Source organism: Nocardia sp. bgisy118, assembly GCF_057708605.1.
This window is the reverse complement of sequence record NZ_JBYISM010000001.1, coordinates 208,392-234,540: the sequence shown is the minus strand read 5'-3', so window position 1 is coordinate 234,540 and position 26,149 is coordinate 208,392. Positions and strand designations below refer to the sequence as shown.

The window sequence follows — 26,149 nt, the reverse complement described above, 5'->3', positions numbered from 1 at the left end:
GGTCGCCCGCTCACCGAGCCGAGCAGCACAGCCACGACGACACGAAAATCCCAGCACCGACCGAAGGCGCAAGGCCGCCAGTCGTCACTGCGCGGTGGTCGACCGAGCGGCGGGGCGGCGGGTCCGAACCCATCCGCCCCGCGTCATCCACCGGCGCGTGGCCGCGGCCGACGATCAGGAATTGCCCGCGATGATCACCTGCGGGATGCCGGTGCCGAGCGCGACAGGCTCGCAGGTCGGCGCGGGAGCGTGCGCGGGGTCGAGCGCCCGCAGCACCAACTCCTGCACGAACGGGTCGTAGACCATGTGGAAGTGGCCGGTGAGGTTGTCCGGACACAGGTCCTGCACGACGATGTTCTCCGCGCCCGCCCCGCGCAGCGCGATATTGCTGAACGGCTGGATCATCTCGTCGACCCGGCTGCCGATGGTCACGTAGCGCATACCGGGGACGGTGTCACCGCCCGCGTTGAGCTCGAGCATGATCGGCGAGCCTTGCGCCTGCTGCACCGCCGCGGTCGAGGTGACTTTGGCGAACACCTCCAGCGCACCCGGAATCACCTGCGCCACCGGCACCAGCCCGTACATCACCCCGCCGTAGGTCGGCGAGGCCACGCCGACCCAGTTGCCCACCTTCGCCGCCCCGCCCAGCTTGTTGGTGTAGTACCGCGTCACGTTGGCGCCCTGGGAGAATCCGACGAGATCCACCTCCGCCGCGCCGGTCGAGTCGAGCACGAGGTCGACGAATTGGCCGACTTGATAGGCGCTGGCGCGCAGGTCCTCGGTGCCGTAGGTGTCCGCACCCGGCGCGCCGCCGTAGTTGAGCGCGAAGACGCAGAATCCCGCCGCCACCAGCTGGGGTCCGATGGCCGACCAATCGGAATAGGCGGTGGAGTCGGTGCCGTGCGCGAGCACCACCGGACGGGGGTGGGCGGCCGTGGGACGGCAGCCGAAATCGTTGGTGCCCATCGGCGTAGCGTTCTTGTGGCCCTTCAGATACCGGGCCGCGGCGAGGTGGTCGGGCTGCGGCGGCGCGCCCTCGGTCGGCACGTCCGGCGGCCGGACGACGAGCGGTTCGGCGATGGCGGCCGGATCGGCCGCGGCGGTTGTCAGACCGCCCGCGCCCGAACCGACCAACGCCCCCGCGGCCAGCGCACACGCCATGACGACGCGACCCCACTGTGATCTACCCCAACCCCACAAACCAATTGGCTGTTCCATATCACAATGATCTACCCCATTTGCTCGAAAATCGCACGCCCACGGGCTGTTTCGTGATCATTACTATTCGGTAGCGTCATCCTCGGCGAGAACGCGGTAGAGCGAACGACGAGTTTCCTTGAGGATCTCCGCCGCCTTCGCCGCCTGCTCGGGGGTGCCCGCCGCGGCCACCTGGGCGACCGCGCCCATCACCTGACCGACCAGACCGCGCAGGTCGATGGCCTGTGCGCCGACGTCCGCCTTGACCTCGGCCCAGGGATCGCCGAGTTCCTCGCGGTGCTCGGTGACGTATTCGGTGCCCGTGTCGGTCAGCTTGGCGGTCTTGCGCCCGGCAACCTTCTCGATGAGCACCAGGCCCTCGTCCTCCAACTGCGCCAGCGCGGGGTAGATCGATCCGGGGCTGGGCCGCCAGATGTCGTCGCTGCGCTCGCGGATCTGCTGGATCAGTTCGTAGCCGTGCATCGGCCGCTCGGTGAGCAGCAGCAGCACGGCGGCGCGCACGTCGCCGCGCCGACCACGGCCACCGCGGCCGCGCCCGCGTCCGAAGTGCGGACCGTAGCCGGGCCCGAAGCCAGGGCCGAAGCCAGGCCCGAACTCGGGACCGAAGCCGTGCCTGCCGCCGCGACGATGCTGCCGACGGTCGGGGCCGAACTCCCCCCGACCCGGCTTGCGCCAGCGGCCGCCGCGTCCGAAATCTCCGTTGTGCCTGTTCTCGATGTTCTCCATGAAAGCCTCCTCGGGCTCTTGTGTTCGTTTCACAGTATCGACGATATATCGACAATGCATCGAACGCAAGGGTGCTCTCCGGCATTCCCACCCCGAGAAACGACTCGGGCGCGCCCGGCACCACGCGGTGCACGGACGCGCCCGGCGCGCGCGTCGCTACAGCGAATCGATCCAGCCCTGGAGCCGCTTCCCTTCTGCCGTCATCAGCTCCGGATCGCGAAAGGCATTGGTCAGCAGGGAGATTCCCTGATAGGAGGCGATGAGCGCCACCGCGAGCTCGCGCGCGTCGGAGCGACCGATTTCCGCGAACTGCCGCTCGGCCCAGTCCAGCAGCGTCCGCATCACCTCGGCCGCCCGCCCGTCCAGCGGGTCGGGACGCTTGTGCAACTCGGCGGTCAGGGAGCCGAAAGGACAGCCGTATCGGACGGCCATCTCCCGCTCGTCGACCCAGCCCTGAATCAGCACCTTCAGCCGCTCCCGAGGCGTCGGCAGCTCATCCAAGCCTGCGATCAGCTCGTCGAGCCCGCGCGCGTGCGCGCCGATGGCGGCTTCGAGCAGCTGATCCTTGGTCTTGAAGTAGTAGTACACATTGCCCACCGGCACCTCGGCGGTGTGCGCGATGTCGGCGATGGTGGTCTTCTCGATGCCCCGCTCGTAGAACTCGCGCACCGCCGCCTCGACCAGCCGCTCGCGCTTGCCCGCCTTCTCGACTGAGTTAGTCACACAACTGACTATAGACAGCCGGGGAATCCTCGGCTACGTTCGTTTTAGTCAGCCAACTAACTAGGAGTGCACATGATCGTGGTGACCGGGGCGACCGGCAATATCGGACGCTCGCTCGTACCGCTGCTCGCGGCGGCGGGCGCCCAGGTGACGGCCGTCTCGCGCGGCATCGGCGACGTCGCGCTGCCCGAAGGAGTCCGCCGTGTCGCGGGCGATCTCGGCGATCCCGCGAGCCTCTCCCCCGCCCTCGCGGGCGCCGAGGCGCTGTTCCTGCTGATCACCGGCGAGCAACTGATCGCGGGACCGGAACCGGAGGAAGTCCTCGGCGTCGTCGCGGCCGCAGGAGTGCGGCGGGTGGTCTTCGTGTCCTCGCTCGGCACGCAGACCCGGCCGGAAGCCGCAGGCTACGACCGAATTCGCGCCTACGAGAACGCGATTCGCGCCTCGGACGTGGAATGGACCATCCTGCGGCCGGGCGGCTTCTTCAGCAACACCTACGCGTGGGCCGAATCGGTGCGGGCCGAGAGTGTCGTCGCCGCGCCGTTCGGATCGGTCGGACTGCCATCGGTGGACCCGGCCGATATCGCGGCCGTCGCCGCCGCGGCGCTGCGCGATGACGGGCACGCCGGCCGGATCTACACCCTGACCGGACCCGCGCTCAGCACCCCGCGCGAGCAGGCCACGGCACTCGGCGCGGCGCTCGGAACCGAGGTTCGCTTCGTCGAGCTCACCCCCGCGCAAGCCCGCGAGGGCATGCTGCGCTTCATGCCGGAAGCGGTGGCCGACCACACGCTGGAGATTCTGGGCGCGCCCACGCCCGGCGAGCTGCTGATCAGCCCGGACATCGAGGAAGTGCTCGGCCGACCGGCGGGCACGTACGCCGAATGGGCCGAACGGAATCGGGCCGTCTTCGTCTGAGGGCATCCTGCGGGAGTCGAGTGGTGGCCGGACGACGATGTTCGGCCGCCTTCGACCGCATCTGTTCGAGGTTTCGGACGCGGCCCGTGCGATCAGCCTATGTCGATCGGGTCGATCTGGACGCGGAGCGGGGCGTCGGAGCGGTGGGTGCTGCGGACGGCCTGCGCGGCGGTGAGCGCGCGGGAGAGGGCGGCGCCGGAACGGCGGGGCACGCGCAGGAGCATGCGTTCGACCTCGGCCGGGGAGTCGCCGGAGAAGGGTTTGCGGGCGATGGCGGGCAGCGGGACCGGACCGAGCACTTCCACGTCGGCGGGGAGGTCGGCGGCGGAGAGCAGTTCGTCGATGGCATCGGAGGCGCCGTCCACCGCGGCGAGGCGGACCGCGGGCGGGAAACCGACCTCGGCGCGGGCGTCGACTTCGGCGCGGGCGTGGCCGAGCGGGTCCCAGCGCACCAGCGCCTGCACCGTCGGCAGGGACGGTTCGGCCATCACCACGACCTGCCCGTGCGGGCGCACCAACGCGGCGGCCGACATCCAGCGCCGTAGCGCGTCCTCGGCGGCGCGCAGATCGGCGCGACTCAGCAGCGCCCAGCCGTCCAGCAGCAGGGCGACGCCGTATCCGCCGCGCACCACCGGTTCCGCGCCGACGGTGGAGACGATCACCTGCGGTCCCGGTTCGACGGTGTCCAGCACCGCGCCGCCGCCGGAACCGCGGATCGGCACCCCGGGGAAGGCGCGGCCCAGTTCCTCGGCGGTGCGGACGGCGCCGATCACCACGGCACGAAGGGCGCGAGAGGCGCAGGCCGGGCAGCGGAAGGCGGTCTCGGTGATTCCGCACCAGCGACAGCTCGGGCTGTGGGCTTCGTCGCGGCCGCGGGTGTTCTCCGGGAGCGCGAGCGGGCCGTTGCAATGCCTGCACCGCGCGGGCGTGCGGCACTTCGCGCAGGCCAGCGCGGGGACATAGCCGCGGCGCGGCACCTGCACCAGCACCGCGGCGCCCTCCTTCAGCGCCGCGCGCGCGGCCGCGAACGCGACGCCGGGGATGCGGACGGCCCGCGCCACCGGATCGCGCTCCATCGCCAGATCGCTGTCGCCGGGAGCGCTGATCCGCGGCGCGGCCTTGCGCAGTACCGAGCGATCGGCGACGAGGTCGTGCGCCCACCCGGAATCGACCACCGCCTGGATCTCGGCGGTGCGGGCGAAACCGGCCGCGACGAACGCCGCCCCGGTCTCGTGCACCCGCAACATCGAGATCTCCCTGGCATGCGGGTAAGGGGCGCGGGGTTCGGCGTAGGTGTCGTCGCCGTCGTCCCAGATCGCGACGAGACCCAGATCCGCGGCGGGCGCGAACACGGCGCTGCGCGTGCCGACCACGATCCGCGCGCTCCCCCGCAACACCGCGAGCCAGCGCCGGTACCGCGCGGCGGGCCCCAGCCCTGATGTCAATCCGACGGCCGAATCCCCCACCAGCCGAACGCATTCCGCCAGCACTTGAGCCAGATCTCGCTGGTCGGGCACCATCAGGATCGCGCTGCGCCCCGCCGCGACCACGGTCGCGGCCAGCTCGGCGAGCCGCCGCGCCCAGTCTTCCCCCGGCATCGCCTGCCACGCGGCCCGCACGCCTTTGCCTTGGCCCAGCGCCGCGAGGAACGCGCCACCGTGGACGTAACGCTCCCAGGGCGCGGTGTCGAAGGACTGTTCCGAGCGCCCCGCCGCCTCGGATGTCTTCTCGGGCAGAGCATTCGGGACGGAGTCGCCACCCTCGGTAGCCAGGCTCGCGGCGGCGACGTCCTCGGTCGCACCAACCTTCGCGGCGGCGACGTCCTCGGCCGCACCAACCTTCGCGGCGGCGACGTCCTCGGCCGCACCAACCTTCGCGGCGCCGTACTCGGCCGTGCCTTTCATCGCGGCACGGACCGCAGCCACGCCGACTACACCGGCATCCCTCGGTGTCAGGTCGCCGTCCAAGAGTTCGGTCGACATCAGCGCCGGTTCGGTCGATGCGCTGCGCTCGCTACCGATCCCGGGCGCAACGCCGGGGGGTGTCCGAGACTCGTTCTCGCCGAGGGCATCCGGCAGCTCTCCCGCGGCGGCACCGGGTGCGGTCACCTGCTCCGAGTCGGTGGTATCAACGACCGCGTCCGGATGGTAGATCGAATCGTCTGGTACAGATCCGTTTTCGGCGATGCGTACCGGTGTGCCGTCCGCATCGAATCCAGGCATGTTCTGCCGCACGGGTTTTGGATCGGAGGCGGGAGCCGCGGGCGAATCGTTCGTCGCCTCGGCTGTGGACGACTCGTCCGGTGAGGGATCGGCGGCAGCCGTCTTCTTGGTCCCCCCATTCTCCGTCCGCGCATGCCGCGGAGGGATGGCCAGGCGCAGGACGTCAGCGCGGGTGCCCGCGTAGCGGGCGGCGATGGCGGTCGCCAGGTGCAGGATCTCGGGGGTGAGGACGCGTTCCGCGGAGACGACGCGCTCGAGTTTGACGAGTTTGCCGCCGTGCTCGCTGTGGGTGAGGCGAGCGAGGAGGTAGCCGTCGACGAGACGGCCCGCGAAGCGCACGCGCACCCGCACGCCGGGCTGGGCGATCTCGTCGAGTTCGGGGGGCACCAGGTAGTCGAAATCGCGGTCCAGGTGCGCGGGCGTCAACAGCGGAAGCACCCGCGCGATAGGTCGCGCGGGTGCTTCCGCTGTTGTCGACGGTCCCACGGACACATCATCCGCGGGGAGGGCGGATGCGTCCGCCGGGGGTCGGTTCACTCCAGCCCGGTCGGCCTACAGACCGGCGGCCGCGCGCAGCTTGTCCGCGCGGTCGGTGTGCTCCCAGGGCAGGTCGACGTCGGTGCGGCCGAAGTGACCGTAGGCCGCAGTCGGCGCGTAGATCGGGCGCAGCAGGTCCAGGTCGCGGATGATGGCGCCGGGGCGCAGGTCGAACACCTCGGTGATGGCGCTCGAGATGCGCTGCGGGTCGACCTTCTCGGTGCCGAAGGTCTCGACGAACAGACCGACCGGCGCCGCCTTACCGATGGCGTAGGCGACCTGCACCTCGACCCGGTCAGCGAGGCCCGCGGCCACCACATTCTTGGCGACCCAGCGCATGGCGTACGCGGCCGAGCGGTCGACCTTCGACGGGTCCTTGCCGGAGAACGCGCCGCCGCCGTGCCGCGCCATGCCGCCGTAGGTGTCGACGATGATCTTGCGGCCGGTCAGGCCCGCGTCGCCCATCGGGCCGCCGAGCACGAACTTGCCGGTCGGGTTGACCAGCAGCCGGACGTCGGCGATGTCCAGGGTGGGCAGGTTCAGGTCGGCGAGCACCGAGTCGAGGACCTTCTCGCGGATATCGGGCGCGAGCAGGTTGTCCAGGTCGATGTCGGCGGCGTGCTGGGTCGAGATGACCACGGTGTCGAGCCGGACCGGCCGGTGGCCGTCGTATTCGATGGTGACCTGGGTCTTGCCGTCGGGACGCAGGTAGGGCAGCACGCCCGTCTTGCGGACCTCGGTCAGGCGGCGCGAGAGCCGGTGCGCGAGCGCGATCGGCAGCGGCATCAGCTCGGGGGTGTCGGTGTTGGCGTAGCCGAACATCAGGCCCTGGTCGCCCGCGCCCTGCTTGGCGATCTCGTCGTCTTCACCGCCGATACGCGCCTCGTGCGAGGTGTCGACGCCCTGCGCGATGTCCGGCGACTGGGCGCCGATGGCGATGTTGACGCCGCACGAGTTGCCGTCGAAACCCTTTGCGGACGAGTCGTATCCGATCTCGAGGACCTTCTCGCGGACGATGCGCGGGATATCGGCGTAGGCGGAGGTGGTGACCTCACCCGCGACGTGCACCTGACCGGTGGTGACGAGCGTCTCCACGGCGACCCGGCTGCGCGGGTCTTCCGCCAGCAACGCGTCGAGGATGGAATCGCTGATGGCGTCACAGATCTTGTCCGGATGACCCTCGGTCACGGACTCACTGGTGAATAGGCGGCTGCCAGACGTGCGCACAGTTGTTCCCTCTCCCTCAACGGGTTTCTCGTATCGGATGGCCACAGCGACAGTAATGCGATACCGCCGCCGCGCAACCCTTCATCTCAGACTATTCCAAACCTCGACGCGCCGAATCCGCCGCTTATCGCCGTCTCAGACTATCCGGAACCGCGGCGGACGCGGCACACATTCGCGCACCGCGCCGACCGCCGAGGTCCGATCCGATCGATCGGCGCGGCAACGTAATTCGATCGCGTCCAACTTACCTGGTGTGCAACAGCGGACCCAGCGCGTCCTTACCTGGTGTGCAACAGCGGACCCAGCGCGTCCAGCACCCGGCTGGCGAGCAGCGCCTTCGACCCGTGGTCGAGGGCCTGTTCGGTGCCGTCGGCGCCGAGCAGCCAGCCGTCGTTGGTGTCGACCTCGAAGGCCTTGCCCTCGCCGACCGCGTTGACCACGAGCAGGTCGCACCCCTTGCGGGCCAGCTTGGCGCGCGCGTGGGTGAGCACGTCACCGTGTTCGTCGCCGGTCTCGGCCGCGAAACCGACGATGGCGGTATCCGGCAGCTGACCGTCGCGCCGCGACTGCACCAGCCCGGCGAGGATGTCGTCGGTCTTGGTCAACGGGATGACGTCCGGTTCGCCCGCGCCCTTCTTGATCTTGGCCGCGGCCACGTTGGTCGGCCGGAAATCGGCCACCGCCGCCGCCATGATCACCGCGTCCGCGCCGACCGCGTGCTTCTCCACGGCGGTCTTGAGCTGTTCGGCGGTGGTGATGTGCAGCAGGTCGACGGCCGCGGGCGCGGCCATCTCGATCGTGTTGCCCGCGATGAGCGTGACGTGCGCGCCGCGCTGCGCGGCGACCCTGGCCAGCGCGTAGCCCTGCTTGCCCGAGCTGCGGTTGCCGAGGAAACGCACCGGATCCAGCGGTTCCCTGGTTCCGCCCGCGGTGATCACCACGCGGCGGCCGACCAGATCGCGCGGGATGGCGTCGGCGCGCTCCAGGAGCAGCGAGGCCAGCCCGAAGATCTCCTCGGGCTCGGGCAGCCTGCCCGGACCGGTGTCGGTGCCGGTGAGGCGGCCCGACGCGGGCTCCATGACCGTCGCGCCGTGCCTGCGCAGCGTCTCCACATTGGCCACGGTGGCCGGATGCTCCCACATCTCGGTGTGCATCGCGGGCGCGAAGAGCACCGGACATCGCGCCGTCAGCAGCGTGGCGGTGAGCAGATCGTCGGCGCGGCCGTGCGCGGCGCGCGCGATCAGGTCGGCGGTGGCGGGGGCGATGACCACGAGTTCGGCCTCCTGCCCCAGCCGAACGTGCGGGACCTCGGGCACGTCCGTGAACACGTCGGTGTGCACCGGGTTCCCGGACAGGGCCTCGAAGGTCGCCTTGCCGACGAATTGCAGCGCCGACTCGGTGGGGATCACCCTGACCTCGTGCCCGGTCTCGGTGAAACGCCGGACGAGCGCGCAGGCCTTGTAGGCGGCGATGCCTCCGCTGACACCGACGACGATGCGTGTGGTCACTGCGCCTCCGTGGGCTCGTCCCCGGCGACGCGGGGGGTTCGATACTGCGGCATCACGCGCGGACGCGGGAGGGGTTACTCGCCCTCGGAGTGCTCGAGCAGGTCGGAGTGGATCTCGCGCATGGCCACCGACAGCGGCTTCTCCTGCAGGCCCGGCTCCACCAGCGGTCCGACGTACTCGAGGATGCCGTCGCCGAGCTGGTTGTAGTAGTCGTTGATCTGGCGGGCCCGCTTGGCGGCGTAGATGACCAGCGCGTACTTGGACGACGTGCGCTCGAGCAGTTCGTCGATCGGCGGGTTGGTCAGGCCGATCGGGGTGTCGTACGCGGGCGCGGTCTTGGTGTCGCTCACTGGTGAGGCTCCTGCGGGTTGTCGTGGGAAAAATCAGCGGGTAATCGAGCGTGCCATGTCAGCGCCCTTGCCCCGGCCGAGGCCGGGACACGGGTGTTCGGCAACTACCTCGAATTTGTGCTAACGAACAACGATACCAACTGCTCACAGGCGCTGGTCACCTCGTCGTTCACGATGACGATGTCGAACTCGTCACAGGCCGCCAATTCGGTCCTCGCGGTCTGCAGCCTGCGCTCGATCACTTCCGGCGATTCGGTGCCGCGCGAGGTGAGCCGGGAGACCAGTTCGTCCCAGCTCGGCGGGGCGAGGAAGACCAGAAGAGCGTCCGGCATCGCACGGCGCACCGAGCGCGCGCCTTCGAGATCCACCTCGACGAGCACGGGTATGCCCGCCTCGAGCGCTTCGCGCACCGGCCCGGCCGGGGTACCCGACCGCTGCAGGCCGCCGTGGATGTCCGCCCATTCCAGGAGTTCGCCCGCCTCGATCATGGCGTCGAACTGCTCACGGGAGACGAACTGGTAGTCGAGGCCGTCGACCTCCCCGGGCCGCGGGGCCCGGGTCGTCGCCGACACACTGAAGACCAGTTCGGGCAGGCGTTCCCGCACGCACCGCACGACCGTGGACTTGCCTACGGCCGAGGGGCCGACCAGTACTACCAGCCGACCCTTCCGCGTGTGTTCGACCACCCTCGTCGTCAGGCGTCGAAGTCGAAGCGGGCGAGCAGCGCCTTGCGCTGCCGATCGCCGAGTCCGCGCAGACGGCGGGTGGGGGCGATCTCCAGCTCGGTCATGATCTCTGCCGCCTTGACCTTGCCGACCTTGGGCAGGGCCTCCAGCAGCGCCGACACCTTCATCTTGCCGAGGATCTCGTCGGTCTCGGCATCCTTGAGGACGCTCTTCAGGTCGGTGCCGCCACGCTTCAAGCGCTCCTTGAGCTCCGCCCGAGCGCGGCGAGCGGCAGCCGCCTTCTCCAAAGCAGCGGCGCGCTGCTCGTCAGTCAGCTGGGGAAGGGCCACGGTTCCTCCGTCTCATCGTTCATTGCTTGATCTACCGCCGGTAACCCGCGCGGTCTCAGCGACCGTACCCACGACGTCCGCCGATTGCGAACCCACCCCCCAGGTCAGCGCATGATTCTGCATGCCCTAGGGGCGAGCCGCACCGGATGCGCGTCGCGCTCCGGGCGCTGCGGTGATCGTACCGCCGAATCCCGGAAACGCCCTGCTACCAGCGTTTTTTCGAAGCATTCCAGAGTTAGCGGAGCGGTTGCGGTGACACGTCACAAGGTGTCAGCAACTGTGCAGGCTTCCGACCAGGAAGTTTCTGGAAATTTCCCGCGTGTCGCGCTGTTCGTCCGCGTGTCGGATCGAACATTTGTCTCATCGGATGGGATCGATCGCACCCGCGGACGACGAAAAGCCCCGGCGCATGGCGTCCGGGGCCGGCGATGAGAGCAGGCGGGCACGGCGTGCCGCTGAATCGCCGCCTGCGCGATTCACCACACGCCACCCAGGTTTCCCCGCGCGGAACACGTGTAAACCCCGCAGAATGGCGGCCAGACACCGCAAAGCGGCCCGCGGGTTCGGTCGGTACCGAGCCCGCGGGCCGCGAACGTGATCGATCGAAGAATCCGCCGTCGCGGGATTCAGCGCCCCAGGAAGGCGAAATCCTCCTGAAGTGCGGCGACCCTGGCACGCAGTGCCGACACCGAGGGACCTTCGCGCAACACCTCGCGTGACACATTCGGCACCACCGCGCCGAGCATCGACTCGGGCACCAGATCGCGCACCGACTCGGGGCCACCGCCCTGTGCTCCGACGCCCGGCATCAGGATCGGGCCGTTCAGCGCGGACAGGTCGGGCGCCTCGGTGAGGGTGGCGCCCACGACGACGCCGATCGACCCGAAGCCTGCGCCCGCGTTGCGCGCGGCGGCCTCGTCCACCATCGTCTGCGCGATGCTGCGCCCGTCCCCGGCGCGCGCCAGCTGCACCTGCGCCCCTTCGGGATTCGAGGTGGCGGCGAGCACGAAGACGCCGCGGTGGTTGGCCTCGGCCAGCGACAACGCGGGCGCGAGCGAACCGAAACCCAGGTACGGCGAGACGGTTACCGCGTCCGAACCGAGCGGCCCGTCGCCGAGCCAGGTACGGGCGTAGGCGTCCATGGTGGAGCCGATGTCGCCGCGTTTGGCGTCGGCGAGCACCAGCGTCCCCGACGCGCGCAGCACCTCGACGGTCCTTTCCAGCACCGCGATCCCGGCCGAACCGTGGGCCTCGAAGAACGCCACCTGCGGTTTGACGAGCGCGACGGTGCCGTCGAACGCCTCCACGCAGATCTCGGCGAACTTCTCCAGGCCCTCGGCACTCTCGGGCAGGCCCCAGGCCGACAGCAGCTGCGGGTGCGGATCGATGCCGACGCACAGCGGGCCGAAGTGATGCATCGCGTGCCGCAGCCGCGCACCGAACGTTTTCATCGACCGCCGCCTCAGCCGCGCAGCGACGAGTGCAGTTCCTGGAGGGACCGCACGCCGATGCCGCCGTTGATGCAGGCCTCGATGCCCTGCACGGCCGCGGCCGCGCCCTGCACCGTGGTGATGCACGGAATGTTCACACCCACCGCGGCGGTGCGGATCTCGTAGCCGTCCACGCGCGGGCCCGAGTTGCCGTAGGGGGTGTTGAACACCATGTCGACTTCGCCGTCGCGGATCTGCTCCACGATGGTCGGCTCGTCGGCCGGGCCCTCCTCGGAGTGCTTGCGCACCTGCTCGCACGGAATACCGTTGCGGCGCAACATTTCCGCGGTGCCCTCGGTGGCCAGGATGCGGAAGCCCAGATCGTGCAGCCGCTTCACCGGGAACACCATGGCCCGCTTGTCGCGGTTGGCGATCGAGACGAAGACCGTGCCCTCGGTGGGCAGCGAGCCGTAGGCCGCGGACTGGCTCTTGGCGAAGGCGGTGCCGAAATCGGCGTCGATGCCCATCACCTCGCCGGTCGACTTCATCTCCGGGGAGAGCAGCGAATCCACACCGCTGCCGTCGGCGCGACGGAACCGGTGGAACGGCAGCACCGCTTCCTTCACCGCGACCGGGGCGTCCAGTGCGACATGGCCGCCGTCGCCCTCGCTGGGCAGCATGCCCTCCTTGCGGAGCTCGGCGATGGTGGCGCCCAGCATGACTCGCGCGCAGGCCTTGGCCAGCGGCACCGCGGTGGCCTTGGAGACGAACGGAACCGTGCGGCTGGCCCTCGGGTTGGCCTCGAGCACGTAGAGCACGTCGTCCTTGAGCGCGTACTGCACGTTGAGCAGGCCCTTGACGCCGATGCCCTTGGCCAGCGCGATCGTCGAGCGGCGCACCGCCTCGATGTCGCTGCGGCCCAAGGTGATCGGGGGCAGCGCGCAAGCCGAGTCGCCGGAGTGGATGCCCGCTTCCTCGATGTGCTCCATCACGCCGCCGAGGTAGACCTCCTCGCCGTCGCAGAGCGCGTCGACGTCGATCTCGATGGCGTCCTCGAGGAAACGGTCGACCAGCACCGGGTGCTCGGGGTTCAGTTCGGTGGCGCGGGAGATGTAGCCCTCGAGGGACTTCTCGTCGTAGACGATCTCCATGCCGCGCCCGCCGAGCACGTAGGACGGGCGAACCAGCACCGGGTAGCCGATGCCCGCGGCGATCTTCTTGGCCTGCTCGACCGTGGTGGCGGTGCCGTACTTCGGCGCGGGCAGCCCGGCCGCGACCAGCACTTCACCGAACTCGCCGCGATCCTCGGCCAGGTCGATGGCCGCCGCGCTGGTGCCGACCACCGGGACACCGGCGTCGGTGAGCCGCTGCGCCAGACTCAGCGGGGTCTGTCCGCCCAGCTGCACGATGACGCCCGCGACCGTGCCGGACTCGCTTTCGGCGTGGTAGACCTCGAGCACGTCCTCGAAGGTGAGCGGCTCGAAGTAGAGCCGGTCGGCGGTGTCGTAGTCGGTGGAGACGGTCTCCGGGTTGCAGTTGACCATCACCGTCTCGTAGCCGGCCTGCGACAGCGTCTGCGCCGCGTGCACGCACGAGTAGTCGAACTCGATGCCCTGGCCGATGCGGTTCGGGCCGGAGCCGAGGATGATCACCTTCTCGCGCTCGCGCTGCGGCGCCACCTCGGACTCCGCGGCGGGATCGAGCTCGTAGGCCGAGTAGTGGTACGGGGTCTTGGCCTCGAACTCGGCGGCGCAGGTGTCGACGGTCTTGAACACCGGGCGCACGCCGAGCCGGTGGCGCAGCGCGCGCACGCCGGTCTCGCCCGCCAGCTCCGGCCGCAGCGCGGCGAGCTGACAGTCGGACAGGCCGTAGTGCTTGGCGCGGCGCAGCAGCGGCTCGTCCAGCACGGGGGCGTCGATGATCTCCTGGCGCAGCTCGACCAGACCGGCGACCTCGGCGACGAACCACGGGTCGATACCGGAGGCCGCGGCCACGTCCTCGATGCTCGCGCCGTAGCGCAGCGCCCGCTCGACCTGGTAGATGCGGCCCTCGATAGGCGTGCGCAGGTCGTCCAGGATCTTGTCGACAGCGGCCTGCACGTCATCGCCTGACGGGGCCCACGGGCCGTCGTCCAGGGTCCAGAAGCCGGTGGCCTTGGTCTCCAGCGAGCGCAGCACCTTGCCGAGCGCCTCGGAGAAGTTGCGGCCCAGCGACATCGCCTCGCCCACCGACTTCATGGTGGTGGTCAGCGTCGGGTCGGCGCCGGGGAACTTCTCGAACGCGAACCGCGGCGCCTTGACGACGACATAGTCCAGGGTCGGCTCGAAGCAGGCCGGGGTTTCCTTGGTGATGTCGTTGACGATCTCGTCCAGCGTGTAACCGATGGCCAGCTTGGCGGCGATCTTGGCGATCGGGAAGCCGGTGGCCTTGGAAGCCAGCGCCGAGGAGCGCGAGACGCGCGGGTTCATCTCGATGACGATCAGACGGCCGTCGCGCGGGTTCACCGCGAACTGGATGTTGCAACCGCCGGTATCGACGCCGACCTCGCGCAAGATGGCGATGCCCAGGTCGCGCAGCTTCTGGTACTCGCGATCGGTGAGCGTCATGGCCGGTGCGACGGTCATCGAGTCGCCGGTGTGCACGCCCATCGGGTCCACGTTCTCGATCGAACAGACCACCACGACGTTGTCGCGGCCGTCGCGCATGAGCTCGAGCTCGTATTCCTTCCAGCCGAGGATGGACTCCTCGATCAGGACGTTGGCGGTCGGCGACGCGGCCAGACCGCCGCCCGCGATGCGGTCGAGGTCCTGGTCGTTGTAGGCCATGCCGGAGCCGAGGCCGCCCATAGTGAACGAGGGCCGCACGACGACGGGGAAGCCCAGCTCGGCGACCGTCTCGCGCACCTCGTCCATGGTGAAGCAGACCCGCGACCGTGCGCTCTCGCCGCCGACCTTGGCGACGATGTCCTTGAACTTCTGCCGGTCCTCGCCGCGCTGGATGGCCTCGAAGTCGGCTCCGATCAGCTCGACGTTGTACTTCTCCAGCACGCCGCGCTCGTGCAGCGCGACGGCGGTGTTCAGCGCGGTCTGCCCGCCGAGGGTGGCGAGGATGGCGTCGGGACGCTCCTTCGCGATGACCTTCTCGACGAACTCCGGCGTGATCGGCTCGACGTAGGTCGAGTCGGCGAACTCGGGGTCGGTCATGATCGTCGCCGGGTTGGAGTTCACCAGCGATACGCGCAGGCCCTCGGACCTGAGCACCCGGCACGCCTGGGTGCCGGAATAGTCGAACTCACAGGCCTGGCCGATGACGATCGGGCCCGAGCCGATCACCAGGATGTGGTGGAGATCCTCGCGGCGAGGCATCAGGCTCCTTCCATGAGACCGGCGAAACGGTCGAACAGATATGCGGCGTCGTGGGGACCGGCGGCGGCCTCCGGGTGGTACTGCACGGAGAACGCGCGGCCGTCGAGCAGGCGCACGCCCTCGACGGTGCCGTCGTTCGCGCAGACGTGGCTGACCTCGGCGCGGCCGAACGGGGTGTCGAACTGCTCGCCCTGCTCGCCCTCCAGGGCGAAGCCGTGGTTCTGCGCGGTGATCGAGATCCGCCCGGTCTCGTGCTCGACGACCGGGACGTTGATGCCGCGGTGGCCGAACTTCATCTTGTAGGTCTTGCGGCCGAGCGCCCGGCCCAGGATCTGGTTGCCGAAGCAGATGCCGAACAGCGGCAGCCCTTGCTCCAGCACGCCCTGGGTGATCGCGACCGCGCCGTCCTGGGTGGCCGGGTCGCCCGGGCCGTTGGACAGGAAGACGCCGTCGGGCTTCAGCTCGCGGATCTGGTCCAGGGTGACGGTCGAGGGCACCACGTGCACGCGCATGCCGCGCTGGGCGAACATGCGCGGGGTGTTGGTCTTGATGCCCAGGTCGACGGCGACGACGGTGAAGCGGCGCTCGCCGGTCGGCTCGATGGTGTAGACCGAGTCGGTGCTGACCTCACCGGCCAGGTCCGCGCCGAGCATGGACGGCTGGCCGTTGACCCTGGCCAGCAGCGCGTCGGCGTCGGCGAGGGCGGGACCGGAGAAGATGCCCGCCTTCATCGAGCCGCGGGTGCGCAGGTGGCGCACCAGCGCGCGGGTGTCGACGCCCGCGATGCCGACGATGTCCTGGCGCTGCATCGCGTCGGGCAGCGTGGTGGTCGCGCGCCAATTCGACGCCCGCCGCGCGGGGTCACGCACCACGTAGCCGGCCACCCAGATCTTCGAGGACTCGTCGTCCTCGTCGTTCCATCCGGTGTTGCCGATCTGCGGTGCCGCCGCCACCACGATCTGGCGGTGGTAGCTGGGGTCGGTCAGGGTCTCCTGATACCCGGTCATCGCGGTGCAGAACACCGCCTCGCCGAGCGTCTCGCCCATGGCGCCGTAGGCGGTGCCGCGGAACACCCGGCCGTCCTCGAGCACCAGCGCAGCCGCTTCGTTCACGTTCTGTCATCTCCCGTCATCGTCGTGGCCCACGCCGGGTACACCGTCTTGTCGTCACCTCGGAAACCGGTGTCTATCTCGGTTCCGGTCGGCAGCTTCCAGCGAATTACCAGCACACCATCTTCCGTCATCACTTTGCCCGCGTGTCCGCGCTCGGTGCGCACCGCCGTGATGGATTCCTGCGGAATCCAGATCACCGTCGCGCCGTCACGCTCGAGCAGAATTCCCCCTTCGAACCGCGTGAGCTCCGCCGTAGCGCGGAAGCCCAGATCACCCACCGCGATCCGGTCCTGCCAGCTGGGCGCGATGGTGCTGCCGAGATACATCCCGGTGGTCGGTTCCAGCACCTGCGCGCCGAGTTCGGCGGGCACCGGCGGCAGTTCGCCGATCCGCTCCCGCTGACGTGCCTCGCGATTGGTCCAGCCTCGATACATCAGCCAGAGAGCGAGGACGAACAGCGCGAACAGCCCGACCACCCACAGCGTTCTTTCCACTACGGACCTCCTGTATCGGATCGGCGGCGCTCCCGGTGCCCTGCGTGGTCACGCTCCGCTACCGCCTCCGGGCCCGTCGCTCGCGCCGCGGAACCCAAGCCGACCGCCTTACCCTCCCGGGCGGTCACCCGGCCGCGCAGCACCGTCGCCGTCACTTTGGCCGGGAAGGTCATCGCCTCGAACGGCGTGTTGTTCGAGATGCTGGCCAGCTCGGCGGCGCGCACCGTCCAGGTGGCGTCCGGGTCGACCAGGGTGAGGTTCGCGGGCTCGCCCACCTCGAGGGGGCGGCCGTGGTCGTCGAGTCCGACGATCTGCGCGGGACGCTCGCTCATCACGCGGGCCACGCCGCGCCAGTCCAGCAGCCCCGGTCGCACCATCGTCTGCACGATGATCGACAGCGCGGTCTCCAGCCCGAGCATGCCCGGACGTGCTACGGCGAATTCGCAGCATTTGTCCTGTTCGGCGTGCGGGGCGTGGTCGGTGGCCACGCAGTCGATGATGCCCTCGGCCAGCGCCCGGCGCAGCGCCGCGGCGTCGGAGGCCTCGCGTAGCGGCGGGTTGACCTTGTTGACCGCGTCGTAGGTCTCCAGCCGCGAGTCGTCGAGCAGCAGGTGGTGCGGCGTCACCTCGGCGGTGATCGAAATGCCCTGGGACTTGGCCCATTTCACCAGTTCCACGGTGCCCGCGGTGGAGGCGTGGCAGATGTGCACGCGCGCGGCCGCGTCCCTGGCGAGCAGCGCGTCGCGGGCCACGATCGACTCCTCGGCGGCGCGCGGCCAACCTGCCAGGCCGAGCCTGGCGGCGGTCGGGCCTTCGTGCGCGACCGCGCCCTTGGTGAGCCGCGGCTCCTCCGCGTGCTGGGCGATGAGCACGCCGAGGGAGTTCGAGTACTCCAGCGCACGGCGCATGATCAGCGGGTCGTAGACGCAGTGGCCGTCGTCGGAGAACATGCGCACCGCGCCGACTCCGGCGGCCATGGTGCCCATCTCGGCGAGCTGCTTGCCCTCCAAGCCGACCGTCACCGCGCCCACCGGGAACACGTCGACGAGGCCGACCTCCTGACCGCGCCGCCAGACGTGATCGGTGACGACCACCGAGTCGGCGACCGGGTTGGTGTTGGCCATGGCGAACACGGCGGTGTAGCCGCCCAGCGCGGCGGCGGCGGAGCCGGTCTCGATGGTCTCGGTGTCCTCGCGGCCCGGTTCGCGCAGGTGGGTGTGCAGATCGACGAAGCCGGGCAACAAGATCTGGCCCTGCGCGTCGATGATCTCGGCGTCCACGATGCCGAGATCGGTGCCGATCTGCCGGATCTCGCCGTCGGCGACGAACACGTCGACCGGCTCGCCCTCGCCGTAGATCAAGGCCCCCTTGATCAACAGCCCACTCATGCTGTCTCCTTTCGGCCCGAGCGGGGGCTCTCCGTGGTTACGCGAGCTGCCTCCTCCGAGCCCTGACCGCTCATGCCGGGCGTCACCTTCCGCTCGTCGTTGCCGTTCATGCCACCGCCTCCTGCGCGCCGACCAGCAGGCGGAACAGCACCGCCATCCGCAGGTGCACGCCGTTGGTGACCTGCTGCAGGATCGCAGCCTTCGGCGAGTCCGCCACGGCGGAGGCGATTTCCATGCCGCGCAGCATCGGGCCGGGGTGCATGACCACCGCGTGCTCCGCGAGCAGCGCGAGCCTGCGCTCGGACAGCCCGTAGCGCACCGAGTACTCGCGCGCCGACGGGAAGAAACCGCCGTTCATGCGCTCGGCCTGCACGCGGAGCATGAGGACCGCGTCGGCGCCGGGCAGTTCGGCGTCCAGGTGGTGCGCGACCCTGGCGGGCCAGGCTTCGACGCCGATCGGCAGCAGCGTACGCGGCGCGACCAGCACCACCTCGGCGCCGAGGGTGTGCAGCAGGAAGACGTTCGAGCGCGCCACCCGGCTGTGCAGGATGTCGCCGACGATCACGACCCGCTTGCCCTCGATGTCGCCGAGCCGCTGACGCAGCGTCAGCGCGTCGAGCAGTGCCTGGGTCGGGTGTTCATGCATGCCGTCGCCCGCGTTGATGATCGCCGGACCGGAGGCCCGGCCCTCGGCGCGCGCCCATCCGTCCATCCAGTGCGCGATCTGGTGCGCGGCGCCGGAGGCGGGGTGGCGCACGATCAGCGCGTCCGCGCCCGCGGCGTGCAGGGTCAGCGCGGTGTCCCGCAGCGATTCGCCCTTGGACACCGACGAGCTGCTCGCGCTGACGTTGATCACGTCGGCGCTCATCCACTTCCCGGCGACCTCGAAGGACACCCGGGTGCGGGTGGAGTTCTCGTAGAACACGGTCATGACGGTGCGGCCGCGCAGGGTCGGCAGCTTGTGCACTTCGCGGCCGAGCAGCGCCTGCTCGAAGCGCTCGGCCTCGTCGAGCAGCTCGGTCGCGGCGGCGCGGTCCAGATCTGTGACGCTCAGCAGATGTCTCACGCCTCGGCCTCCTGGGTCATGCGGGACACCCGCACCCGGTCGGCTCCGATGAGCAGGGCTGCGCAAATGTGGCTCATCTACGCCTCCTCCTGGTGCAAATAAACCCCGTCTCGGCCGTCGTGTTCGGTCAGCAGCACGGAGATGTCCTCCGACCGCGAGGTGGGCACGTTCTTGCCGACGAAGTCGGCGCGGATCGGTAGTTCACGGTGGCCGCGGTCGATCAGCACGGCCAGCTGCACGGCGCGCGGCCTGCCGAGGTCGCGCAGCCCGTCCAGGGCCGAGCGCACGGTGCGGCCGGAGAACAGCACGTCGTCGACGAGCACCACGAGCGCGTCCTCGATGCCGCCGTCGGGCACCGACGTGCGCTCCAGCGGGCGGTGCGGACGGCTGCGCAGGTCGTCGCGGTAGAGGGTGATGTCGAGCGAGCCGAGGGCCGGGCGGACGCCGGAGAATTCCTCGATCTTGTCGGTCAGCCGCGCGGCCAGGGTGGTGCCGCGAGTCGGGATGCCGATCAGCACCACGCGCGGCGACACGGCCTCGTCGGAATCCAGCGCGGTCTTCTCGATGATCTGGTGCGCGATGCGCGCGATGGTCCGGCCGACGTCGGAAGCCGACAACAGCTCCCGCCCCGCCGACACCCATTCGGGTGTGTGCCGCTGAGAGTGCGTCGTCTCGGCAGCGCCGGACTTGGCGGCCCGATCTCCGGGCACGGCCATGCCGACCTCCTTCCCCGCCTCACCGGACGGTCCGTTAAAGGATGTCTTTACGGCTAGCAGCGTAACAGCGCCTCCGACCGGGCTTTCACCAGGCATATCGGCCTGTGAGCTGCCCCACGAACCGGCTGTGAGCGGTGCCACCTGCCGCGGGTTGTGAGGCGACGGCGTGCGTTCATGTCGCGCCCGCCGAAGGGTGCTTGCCGTTTCGGAGTACTGCGGACGCCGGTTGTTTCGTCGGTCGAAGACGGGAAGTGAACGGCGGCAATAAGAGATCGCGGGTGTCGCCGAGGCGGGATAGGGTCCGGCGGGAGGTTGCGGGGATGAGTTTCAGGCTGGCGGCGTATGCCGTATGCGTCGAGGACGGGCGGGTGTTGCTCGCCCATCACGTCGCACCGAGCGGCGAAACCACCTGGACTCTTCCAGGCGGTGGAGTCGAGCACGCGGAGGATCCATTCGACACGGTGATCCGTGAGCTCGCCGAGGAGACCGGCTGCCACGAGGTCGTCGAACGCCTGCTCGGCGTGGACTCGCGGGTGATCCCCGCGGCCGCCGCGCGCGCCGGAGCCGAGCACCAGAACGTCGGTGTCTTCTACGGCGTCCGGATCACCGGCGGCAGGCTCCGGCCGGAACCCAACGGAGCGACCGCCGAGTCGGTCTGGACTCCGATCCCCGACGTCGCCCGCCTACGCCGGTCATCACTGGTCGACATCGGCCTCGCGCTGGCTCGATCCCTTCCGGCGACCGGCCACGTCGCTCCCGTCCCGGTCAGCGGCTTGATCCAGCACTGACGCGCCACCTGTGGTCCACGGTCGCCGCGGGGCGAGCGCTACCGGCGAATCGCCGTGACGATCCCGGTGGTCGGGTCGCCTGTATCGGCGGGGCGGCCCAGCGCGGCGGTGGCGATCTGGAGATCGACGACGCGGAGTCGCGCGCCCGCCGCGACGGCGATCGCGCGGGACATCCTCGGCCGCATGTGAGCGCGGGTATGTGCACATATGTTCGAATGGAGGTAGGGTCGGGCGGGTGACGGCATGGCTGCAGGGTTCGCTGTTCGACGGGTTCGGGGACGCGCGCCTCGGCTCGCTCGACGGCACGCAGCGCACGGCACTGTCCGACGGCGCGTGGGTCGACGTGCGCCCCGGATGGCTCAGCGGAGCCGACGCGCTGTTCGACCGGCTGGCGCGGGAGGTCCCGTGGCAAGCCGAGCGCAGGCCGATGTACGACCGGGTGGTCGACGTCCCCCGGCTCCTGCATTTCTATGACGAACAGGCGGATCTGCCGGACCCGATCCTCGGCGAGGCGCGCGACGCGCTCGGCCGCTACTACGCCGCCGAACTCGGCGAACCGTTCCGCACGGCGGGCCTGTGTTACTACCGCGACGGGCGCGACAGCGTGGCCTGGCACGGTGACACCTTGGGTCGCGGGGCGACGCACGACACCATGGTCGCGATCCTGTCCCTCGGCGCACCGCGCGCCCTGCTGTTGCGGCCGCGCCGGGGCGGCGCGAGCATCCGCTACCAGGTGGGACACGGCGATCTGCTCGTGATGGGCGGCTCCTGCCAGCGCACCTGGGAGCACGCGGTGCCCAAGACGCGCAAACCGGTCGGCCCTCGGATCAGCATTCAGTTCCGTCCGCGCGACGTGCGCTGAGCCCAGCCCTGCCGCACCTCGCGGAATCCGAACCGAAAATGGTTGGCGGCGAAGCGCATTCGCCGCCAGCCGAGTACATCCACGCGCGAGAATCACTCCGGTCCATCAGGTGAACAAAGTGTCGCAGGGCACTGCGCGCGGCCGGTCGGCCCGATAGATTGGCGGTATGAGCAATCCTGGGGCGGGAGTCTTGGCCGTGATGCCGCTGCACACGATCAGCGAGGTCTATGGCGAGGCGGGACTGCGCGAACGACTGCTGCTCGAGATCGCGGAACTGCCGGACGAGGATCGCCTCACCGAGGCGCTCGACCTGGCCTCCGAGTTGCACCGCGACGATCGCTACGGCCGCGAACCCTATCTGAATCACCTACTGCGCGTGGCGATCCGGATCGTCAGCCACTACGAGGTGCGCGACGCCGACGTGGTGGCGGCGGGATTGCTGCACGATTCCGTGGAAGACCACCCGGCCGAGCTGGCGGGAACGCGCGCGGGCTCCCCTACCGACGCCGCGCTCACCGAACTGTCCGAGCGCTTCGGCGGCCGGGTCGCCGAGCTCGTCGCCGCCGTCACCGTCCCCGAGCCCGACCCCGAGCGCGACAGCCACGAGCAGTACCGCGATCACGTCGCGTCGACCCTGGATCGCGCACCGTGGGCGCGCGTCGTCAAGCTCTCCGATTTCACCGACAACGGCGTGGGCATCCTCTACGCCGACGGGCCGATCATGCGCAAGCTGGCCGTGAAGTACCGCCCGCTCACCGACGTCTACCGCGATCTGGTGAGCAGGCCGGACACACCCCTGGCCGACCACGTCAAGCAGCACATCCTCGGCCAGCTCGATCGCGCCGACGAACGCTTCGAAGCCATCCTCGCGCGCGACTGACCGGCCGGCGTCTCAAGCGGACTCGGGGGCGCGCAGCACCGACGCCACGAGTTCGCGCATCGCGGCGCGCAAGCGATCCGCCTCCCCCGCGCGCACCATCCCGGAAGCGAGCTCACCACCCAACGGCGCGAGCAGCAGTGCGCCGACCGCTTCGGCGTCCAGATCCGGGCGCGCCTCGCCGAGCATCGCTGTGATGTGCGCGGCCCAGAACGCGTGGAACTCCTCGCGCCTCGGGTGCGGCGGCACCGCGTTGTAGGCCACGACGAGTTCGACGTTGTCGATCACGAGGTCGGTCATCGCCGCGAAGTAGGCCGACAGGCGTTCGGCGGCGGGTGCGCCGGGCCCGAGCGGCGGCGGGCCGCTGGAGACGGCCTCCATCAGGGCCACCGCGGGTTCGGCGACCAACTCGTGCAGCAGGCCCGCCCTGCTGCCGAAGCGGTGGAAGATGGTGCCTTTGCCCACCCCCGCCATGGCCGCGACCCGGTCCATGGTGACGCCCTCGGCCCCGCGCTCGGCGAGCAGCGTCCTGGTCGCGTCCAGGATCGCGCGCCGGTTGCGGGCGGCGTCGGCCCGTTCTCGGGTCCGCCCCTCGGACATGTCATCCGCCTTCGTCGTTGACAAACTTGACCAACGGTCCATATCGTCGTGCGAGAAATATCTGGACCGTCAGTCAACTTATGGGAGTTCTCGATGCGAGCAATCGTAATGACAGGGGTGGGCGGGCCCGAGGTGCTGGTTCCGCGCGAAGTGCCACAGCCGCGGCCAGGCGCGGGCGAGCTGGTCGTCCGGGCGGAGGCGATCCCGGTGCTGTACCCGGAAGTCGCGATCCGCGCGGGCAGTTTCCCGACGCCCGCCGAGCCGCCGCTGGTGTTCGGCTTCCAGGCCGCCGGTGTCGTCACCGAGACCGGGGCGGGCGTCGATCCCGGCCTGATCGGGCGTCGAGTGGTGGTGGCCACCAACGGTTCCGGCGCCTATGCCGACTTCGTCGTCGCGGCTGCCGCGCAGGCGACGCCCATCCCGGACGGCATGGACGCCGCCGTCGCCGCCGCGGTGCTGATGGGCGGTTCGGTCGCCACCGCCCTGATCGACACGGCCGCGCCCACCGCGGGCGAGACCGTGCTGATCGAAGCGGCCGCGACCGGCGTCGGCGCGTACCTCACCCAGTACGCGGTCCGCCGGGGTGCGCGCGTCATCGCGACGGCGGGCGGACCCGACAAGGCCGCGCGAGCGCGTGAACTCGGGGCCGCCGACGTCGTCGACCACAACGATCCGGAGTGGACCGACCGCCTCCGCAGCGTGCTCGGCGGCACGACACTGGACGTCGTGTTCGACGCGATCGGCGGACCGGCGACACCGGCGTTGCTCGACCTCATGACGCCGTTGCGCGGGCGCATGCTCGGCTACGGCTTCCTCTCCGGCGGTCCCGCGCCGATCACCGCGATCGACCTCGTCACCCGCGGGCTGACCTTGATCGGTTGCGCGGGCCCCGCATGGCTCGGCAAGGTGGCGGGCTACCGCGCGGCGGTCCTCGCCGAGGTCGGAGCCGGAACGCTCCAGCCGCTCCTCGACGCGACGCTGCCCCTCGACCAAGCGGCCCGCGCCCACGAACTGCTCGAACAGCGCGCCGCGTTCGGCACGATCATCCTGCGCCCGGACCAGGCCTAGCGACCGACCGTGCCCGCGCGCCGAGAAGCGCGCAGGCACGATCATCCGGCCGTCCCCCGCCCTTCGACGCAGCTGGGCACCTGAGTATCCGAAGTCAGGTACCACGCGGGTGGTACCCGGCCGGTACGATCGGGATGTGGCCTACGAATGGTGGTACGGCATCTCGACGGTTCTGGCCCTGGCCGGGATCGAGCGCCACGAGGTGATCGAGGTGCTCTATGCCGACCGTCGGTGGCCGCGCCGTGGCGTCGACCCGGTGACCGGGGTTACGGCGCTGACGATCTGGGGTCGCACCGATGACGGGCGACCGTTGATCGTCACCCTGCGAATGCTGGACGGCTCCGATCATCAGGTCGTGGCAGCCCAGCCGATGACGACGGATCAACTCCAGGAATTCAGCACGTGGGAGAAGATGCGATGAGCAACACCGAATGGCCCGACACTCCCGAGGAGGTGGCCGCTCTCGCCGCCCGTCTGGAATACAGCGACGAACCGGTCGAGCTGCCCCCGACCCCCGGCCCCGAAGGCATCATGGTGTCGCGGTCGCTGAAGATGCCGATCGAGCTGGACGCGCGGATCAAGACCGCGGCCGCCGATCGCGGTATCACCCAGTCCATGCTGATGCGCCAGCTGCTCGAGACCGGGCTCGCCGCGATCGAGCACGACCACCCGATCTCGCTGACCGATGCCATCCGCGCGCTCTCCGGTCTGGCCAAGCCCGCCTGACCCCCTGCCTGTCGCGACTATCGTGACGGCGTGGGGAGCACAGTGGACACACGGGTAGCCGCCGTCAACGACCTGACCGCGCGGTGGGTCGCCGCGGCGGGAGAGGACGATTTCGTCGTCTCGGGCGCCGGGCTCTGGCCGCTGCTCGCCCTGCTCGCCGGGGCCGCGTCGGGACCCGCCCGCACCGAGCTGGAAGCCGCCATCGGGCTGCCCGCCGAGGCGGCGCACGATGCCGCGCTGGAGCTGACGCGGATCATGACCGAGTCCGATGACGTGTCCGCGGTGCTCGGCGCGTGGTTCGCCGAGACGCTTCCGCTGCGCCGCGAGTGGACCGACACCATGCCGCCGGACACCATCGGGCGGCTGACCGGGCAGGACGCGCTCGACGCCTGGGCCGCGCGCGGGACCGGCGGGTTGATCGAACGGTTCCCGCTGTGCCTCACACCCGACACTCTCGTGGTCTTGGCGACCGCGCTGGTCGCCAAGACCCAATGGCGCGAGTCGTTCGACGAGACCGTGCTGTGCCCCGAATCCGGGCCGTGGCGCGGGATCAGGAGTCGCGGCCTCGCGCGATCCACCGGCGACCTCACCGCGGTCGCCCTCCTGGACGGCCAGGACCCGGTGACGCGCGTGGTGGTCACCGGGACCGCCGACCTGGACGTGCACCTGCTGCTCGGCTCGTCCGCACCGGACGCCGTGCTCGCCACCGGCCTCGCGGCCCTCACCGGACCGACGCCCGGCCACGCCGAGCTGTCGCCGGGAACCCCCGGACCCGGGCTGCGGGTCTCGCACTATCGTTCGCCGCTGCCCGGCGACCGGCTCGATATCCGGATGCCGCCCTTCGAGATCCGCTCCTCGCACGATCTGTGCGCCACACCCGAACTGTTCGGCCTGTCCGCTGCCATGACGACCGACCACGGCCACTTTCCGGCGATCTCGCCGCAGGAACTCGCGATCGCCCAGGGCGCGCAGGACGTGCTGGCGCGCTTCACCCGCGACGGTTTCGAAGCCGCGGCCGTCACCGCCGTGGCCGCCAGGGCGGTGAGCATGCCGCTGCCGGGCGACCATCTCGTCACCCGCGTCGACGTCGTCTTCGATCGGCCGTTCGGCTTCCTCGCCGTGCATCGCGAAACCGGGCTCGCCGTGGTCGCGGGCTGGGTCTCGCGGCTACCGAGGCACCCTGACGACGGGGCGGAGCCCTTGTTCGTCTAGT

25 protein-coding genes and 1 pseudogene are annotated in these 26,149 nt (G+C 70.2%); 8 read left to right on the top strand and 18 right to left on the bottom strand.

Features of this window, described 5'->3' with window-relative positions; all coding sequences use genetic code 11:
- Positions 1-174: 174 nt before the first annotated feature.
- The 3 genes from AC3EO7_RS00935 to AC3EO7_RS00925 form a co-directional block, all read right to left on the bottom strand.
- Positions 175-1,161 (bottom strand): esterase/lipase family protein, encoded by a 987-nt coding sequence (locus tag AC3EO7_RS00935; protein ID WP_431971721.1) that lies wholly within the window; start codon positions 1,159-1,161, stop codon positions 175-177.
- Positions 1,162-1,281: 120 nt separating this feature from the next.
- A complete protein-coding gene (locus AC3EO7_RS00930) occupies positions 1,282-1,944 on the bottom strand; it encodes a PadR family transcriptional regulator (protein WP_435590316.1) in 663 nt (220 codons plus the stop codon).
- 156 nt (positions 1,945-2,100) lie between these two features.
- Positions 2,101-2,667, bottom strand: a complete 567-nt coding sequence (locus tag AC3EO7_RS00925; RefSeq protein WP_431971668.1) for a TetR/AcrR family transcriptional regulator — start codon at positions 2,665-2,667, stop codon at positions 2,101-2,103.
- 72 nt (positions 2,668-2,739) lie between these two features.
- On the opposite strand from AC3EO7_RS00925, the gene AC3EO7_RS00920 reads away from it, so the two are divergent.
- On the top strand, positions 2,740-3,585 hold the full coding sequence (locus AC3EO7_RS00920) for an NAD(P)H-binding protein (protein ID WP_435590188.1): 846 nt from the start codon (positions 2,740-2,742) through the stop codon (positions 3,583-3,585).
- A gap of 92 nt (positions 3,586-3,677) precedes the next feature.
- Here AC3EO7_RS00920 and AC3EO7_RS00915 read toward each other — a convergent pair whose 3' ends face one another.
- The 13 genes and pseudogenes from AC3EO7_RS00915 to pyrR all read right to left on the bottom strand — a co-directional run bounded on the left by AC3EO7_RS00915 (position 3,678) and on the right by pyrR (position 20,015).
- Positions 3,678-6,293 carry a primosomal protein N' gene (locus AC3EO7_RS00915; protein ID WP_435590187.1) on the bottom strand — a complete coding sequence of 872 codons (2,616 nt, stop codon included), beginning with the start codon at positions 6,291-6,293 and terminating at the stop codon, positions 3,678-3,680.
- Between the two features lie 66 nt (positions 6,294-6,359).
- Positions 6,360-7,571: a methionine adenosyltransferase gene (metK, locus tag AC3EO7_RS00910; protein ID WP_431971671.1), complete on the bottom strand. Its 1,212-nt coding sequence runs from the start codon at positions 7,569-7,571 to the stop codon at positions 6,360-6,362.
- A 278-nt stretch (positions 7,572-7,849) separates the two neighbouring features.
- Positions 7,850-9,079 (bottom strand): bifunctional phosphopantothenoylcysteine decarboxylase/phosphopantothenate--cysteine ligase CoaBC, encoded by a 1,230-nt coding sequence (coaBC, locus tag AC3EO7_RS00905; protein ID WP_435590186.1) that lies wholly within the window; start codon positions 9,077-9,079, stop codon positions 7,850-7,852.
- Positions 9,080-9,153: 74 nt separating this feature from the next.
- A complete protein-coding gene (gene rpoZ, locus AC3EO7_RS00900) occupies positions 9,154-9,429 on the bottom strand; it encodes a DNA-directed RNA polymerase subunit omega (RefSeq protein ID WP_068066473.1) in 276 nt (91 codons plus the stop codon).
- 104 nt (positions 9,430-9,533) lie between these two features.
- Positions 9,534-10,115 carry a guanylate kinase gene (gene gmk / locus AC3EO7_RS00895; RefSeq protein ID WP_435590185.1) on the bottom strand — a complete coding sequence of 194 codons (582 nt, stop codon included), beginning with the start codon at positions 10,113-10,115 and terminating at the stop codon, positions 9,534-9,536.
- An 8-nt stretch (positions 10,116-10,123) separates the two neighbouring features.
- Positions 10,124-10,444, bottom strand: a complete 321-nt coding sequence (gene mihF / locus AC3EO7_RS00890; RefSeq protein ID WP_040708330.1) for an integration host factor, actinobacterial type — start codon at positions 10,442-10,444, stop codon at positions 10,124-10,126.
- Positions 10,445-11,070: 626 nt separating this feature from the next.
- Positions 11,071-11,895, bottom strand: a complete 825-nt coding sequence (pyrF, locus tag AC3EO7_RS00885; protein WP_431971674.1) for an orotidine-5'-phosphate decarboxylase — start codon at positions 11,893-11,895, stop codon at positions 11,071-11,073.
- A gap of 11 nt (positions 11,896-11,906) precedes the next feature.
- Entirely contained in the window at positions 11,907-15,239 is a 3,333-nt protein-coding gene (carB, locus tag AC3EO7_RS00880) for a carbamoyl-phosphate synthase large subunit (RefSeq protein WP_435590184.1), read from the bottom strand.
- Positions 15,239-16,351 carry a glutamine-hydrolyzing carbamoyl-phosphate synthase small subunit gene (gene carA, locus AC3EO7_RS00875; protein ID WP_431971676.1) on the bottom strand — a complete coding sequence of 371 codons (1,113 nt, stop codon included), beginning with the start codon at positions 16,349-16,351 and terminating at the stop codon, positions 15,239-15,241. Before carA ends, carB begins: the two co-directional genes overlap by 1 nt.
- Positions 16,348-16,845: a PH-like domain-containing protein gene (locus AC3EO7_RS00870; protein ID WP_431971677.1), complete on the bottom strand. Its 498-nt coding sequence runs from the start codon at positions 16,843-16,845 to the stop codon at positions 16,348-16,350. The genes carA and AC3EO7_RS00870 overlap by 4 nt, the downstream gene beginning before the upstream one ends.
- A 104-nt stretch (positions 16,846-16,949) precedes the next feature.
- Positions 16,950-18,233, bottom strand: a pseudogene (locus AC3EO7_RS00865) (dihydroorotase); the annotation flags it as partial.
- Between the two features lie 106 nt (positions 18,234-18,339).
- A complete protein-coding gene (locus AC3EO7_RS00860) occupies positions 18,340-19,299 on the bottom strand; it encodes an aspartate carbamoyltransferase catalytic subunit (RefSeq protein ID WP_431971678.1) in 960 nt (319 codons plus the stop codon).
- Between the two features lie 77 nt (positions 19,300-19,376).
- Complete coding sequence (gene pyrR, locus AC3EO7_RS00855; protein WP_431971679.1) at positions 19,377-20,015, bottom strand: bifunctional pyr operon transcriptional regulator/uracil phosphoribosyltransferase PyrR; 639 nt, start codon at positions 20,013-20,015, stop codon at positions 19,377-19,379.
- A 320-nt stretch (positions 20,016-20,335) separates the two neighbouring features.
- On the opposite strand from pyrR, the gene AC3EO7_RS00850 reads away from it, so the two are divergent.
- A complete protein-coding gene (locus tag AC3EO7_RS00850; protein ID WP_435590183.1) occupies positions 20,336-20,803 on the top strand; it encodes an NUDIX hydrolase in 468 nt (155 codons plus the stop codon).
- A 38-nt stretch (positions 20,804-20,841) separates the two neighbouring features.
- On the opposite strand, the gene AC3EO7_RS00845 is transcribed toward AC3EO7_RS00850, so the two are convergent.
- Positions 20,842-20,976: a hypothetical protein gene (locus tag AC3EO7_RS00845; RefSeq protein ID WP_431971681.1), complete on the bottom strand. Its 135-nt coding sequence runs from the start codon at positions 20,974-20,976 to the stop codon at positions 20,842-20,844.
- Between the two features lie 62 nt (positions 20,977-21,038).
- Here AC3EO7_RS00845 and AC3EO7_RS00840 point away from each other — a divergent pair, with 62 nt between their 5' ends.
- Positions 21,039-21,665 carry an alpha-ketoglutarate-dependent dioxygenase AlkB gene (locus AC3EO7_RS00840; RefSeq protein ID WP_435590182.1) on the top strand — a complete coding sequence of 209 codons (627 nt, stop codon included), beginning with the start codon at positions 21,039-21,041 and terminating at the stop codon, positions 21,663-21,665.
- Between the two features lie 166 nt (positions 21,666-21,831).
- Positions 21,832-22,545, top strand: coding sequence for an HD domain-containing protein (locus tag AC3EO7_RS00835; protein ID WP_431971683.1), 714 nt, complete (start codon positions 21,832-21,834; stop codon positions 22,543-22,545).
- A gap of 12 nt (positions 22,546-22,557) precedes the next feature.
- On the opposite strand, the gene AC3EO7_RS00830 is transcribed toward AC3EO7_RS00835, so the two are convergent.
- Positions 22,558-23,142 carry a TetR/AcrR family transcriptional regulator gene (locus tag AC3EO7_RS00830; RefSeq protein ID WP_431971684.1) on the bottom strand — a complete coding sequence of 195 codons (585 nt, stop codon included), beginning with the start codon at positions 23,140-23,142 and terminating at the stop codon, positions 22,558-22,560.
- 93 nt (positions 23,143-23,235) lie between these two features.
- On the opposite strand from AC3EO7_RS00830, the gene AC3EO7_RS00825 reads away from it, so the two are divergent.
- The 4 genes from AC3EO7_RS00825 (at position 23,236) to AC3EO7_RS00810 (ending at position 26,148) form a co-directional block, all read left to right on the top strand.
- Positions 23,236-24,210, top strand: coding sequence for a quinone oxidoreductase family protein (locus AC3EO7_RS00825; protein WP_435590181.1), 975 nt, complete (start codon positions 23,236-23,238; stop codon positions 24,208-24,210).
- A 136-nt stretch (positions 24,211-24,346) separates the two neighbouring features.
- Complete coding sequence (locus AC3EO7_RS00820) at positions 24,347-24,631, top strand: hypothetical protein (protein ID WP_431971686.1); 285 nt, start codon at positions 24,347-24,349, stop codon at positions 24,629-24,631.
- Complete coding sequence (locus AC3EO7_RS00815; RefSeq protein ID WP_431971687.1) at positions 24,628-24,936, top strand: ribbon-helix-helix domain-containing protein; 309 nt, start codon at positions 24,628-24,630, stop codon at positions 24,934-24,936. Before AC3EO7_RS00820 ends, AC3EO7_RS00815 begins: the two co-directional genes overlap by 4 nt.
- Before the next feature lie 30 nt (positions 24,937-24,966).
- Positions 24,967-26,148 (top strand): serpin family protein, encoded by a 1,182-nt coding sequence (locus AC3EO7_RS00810; protein ID WP_435590180.1) that lies wholly within the window; start codon positions 24,967-24,969, stop codon positions 26,146-26,148.
- Position 26,149 lies beyond the last annotated feature (1 nt).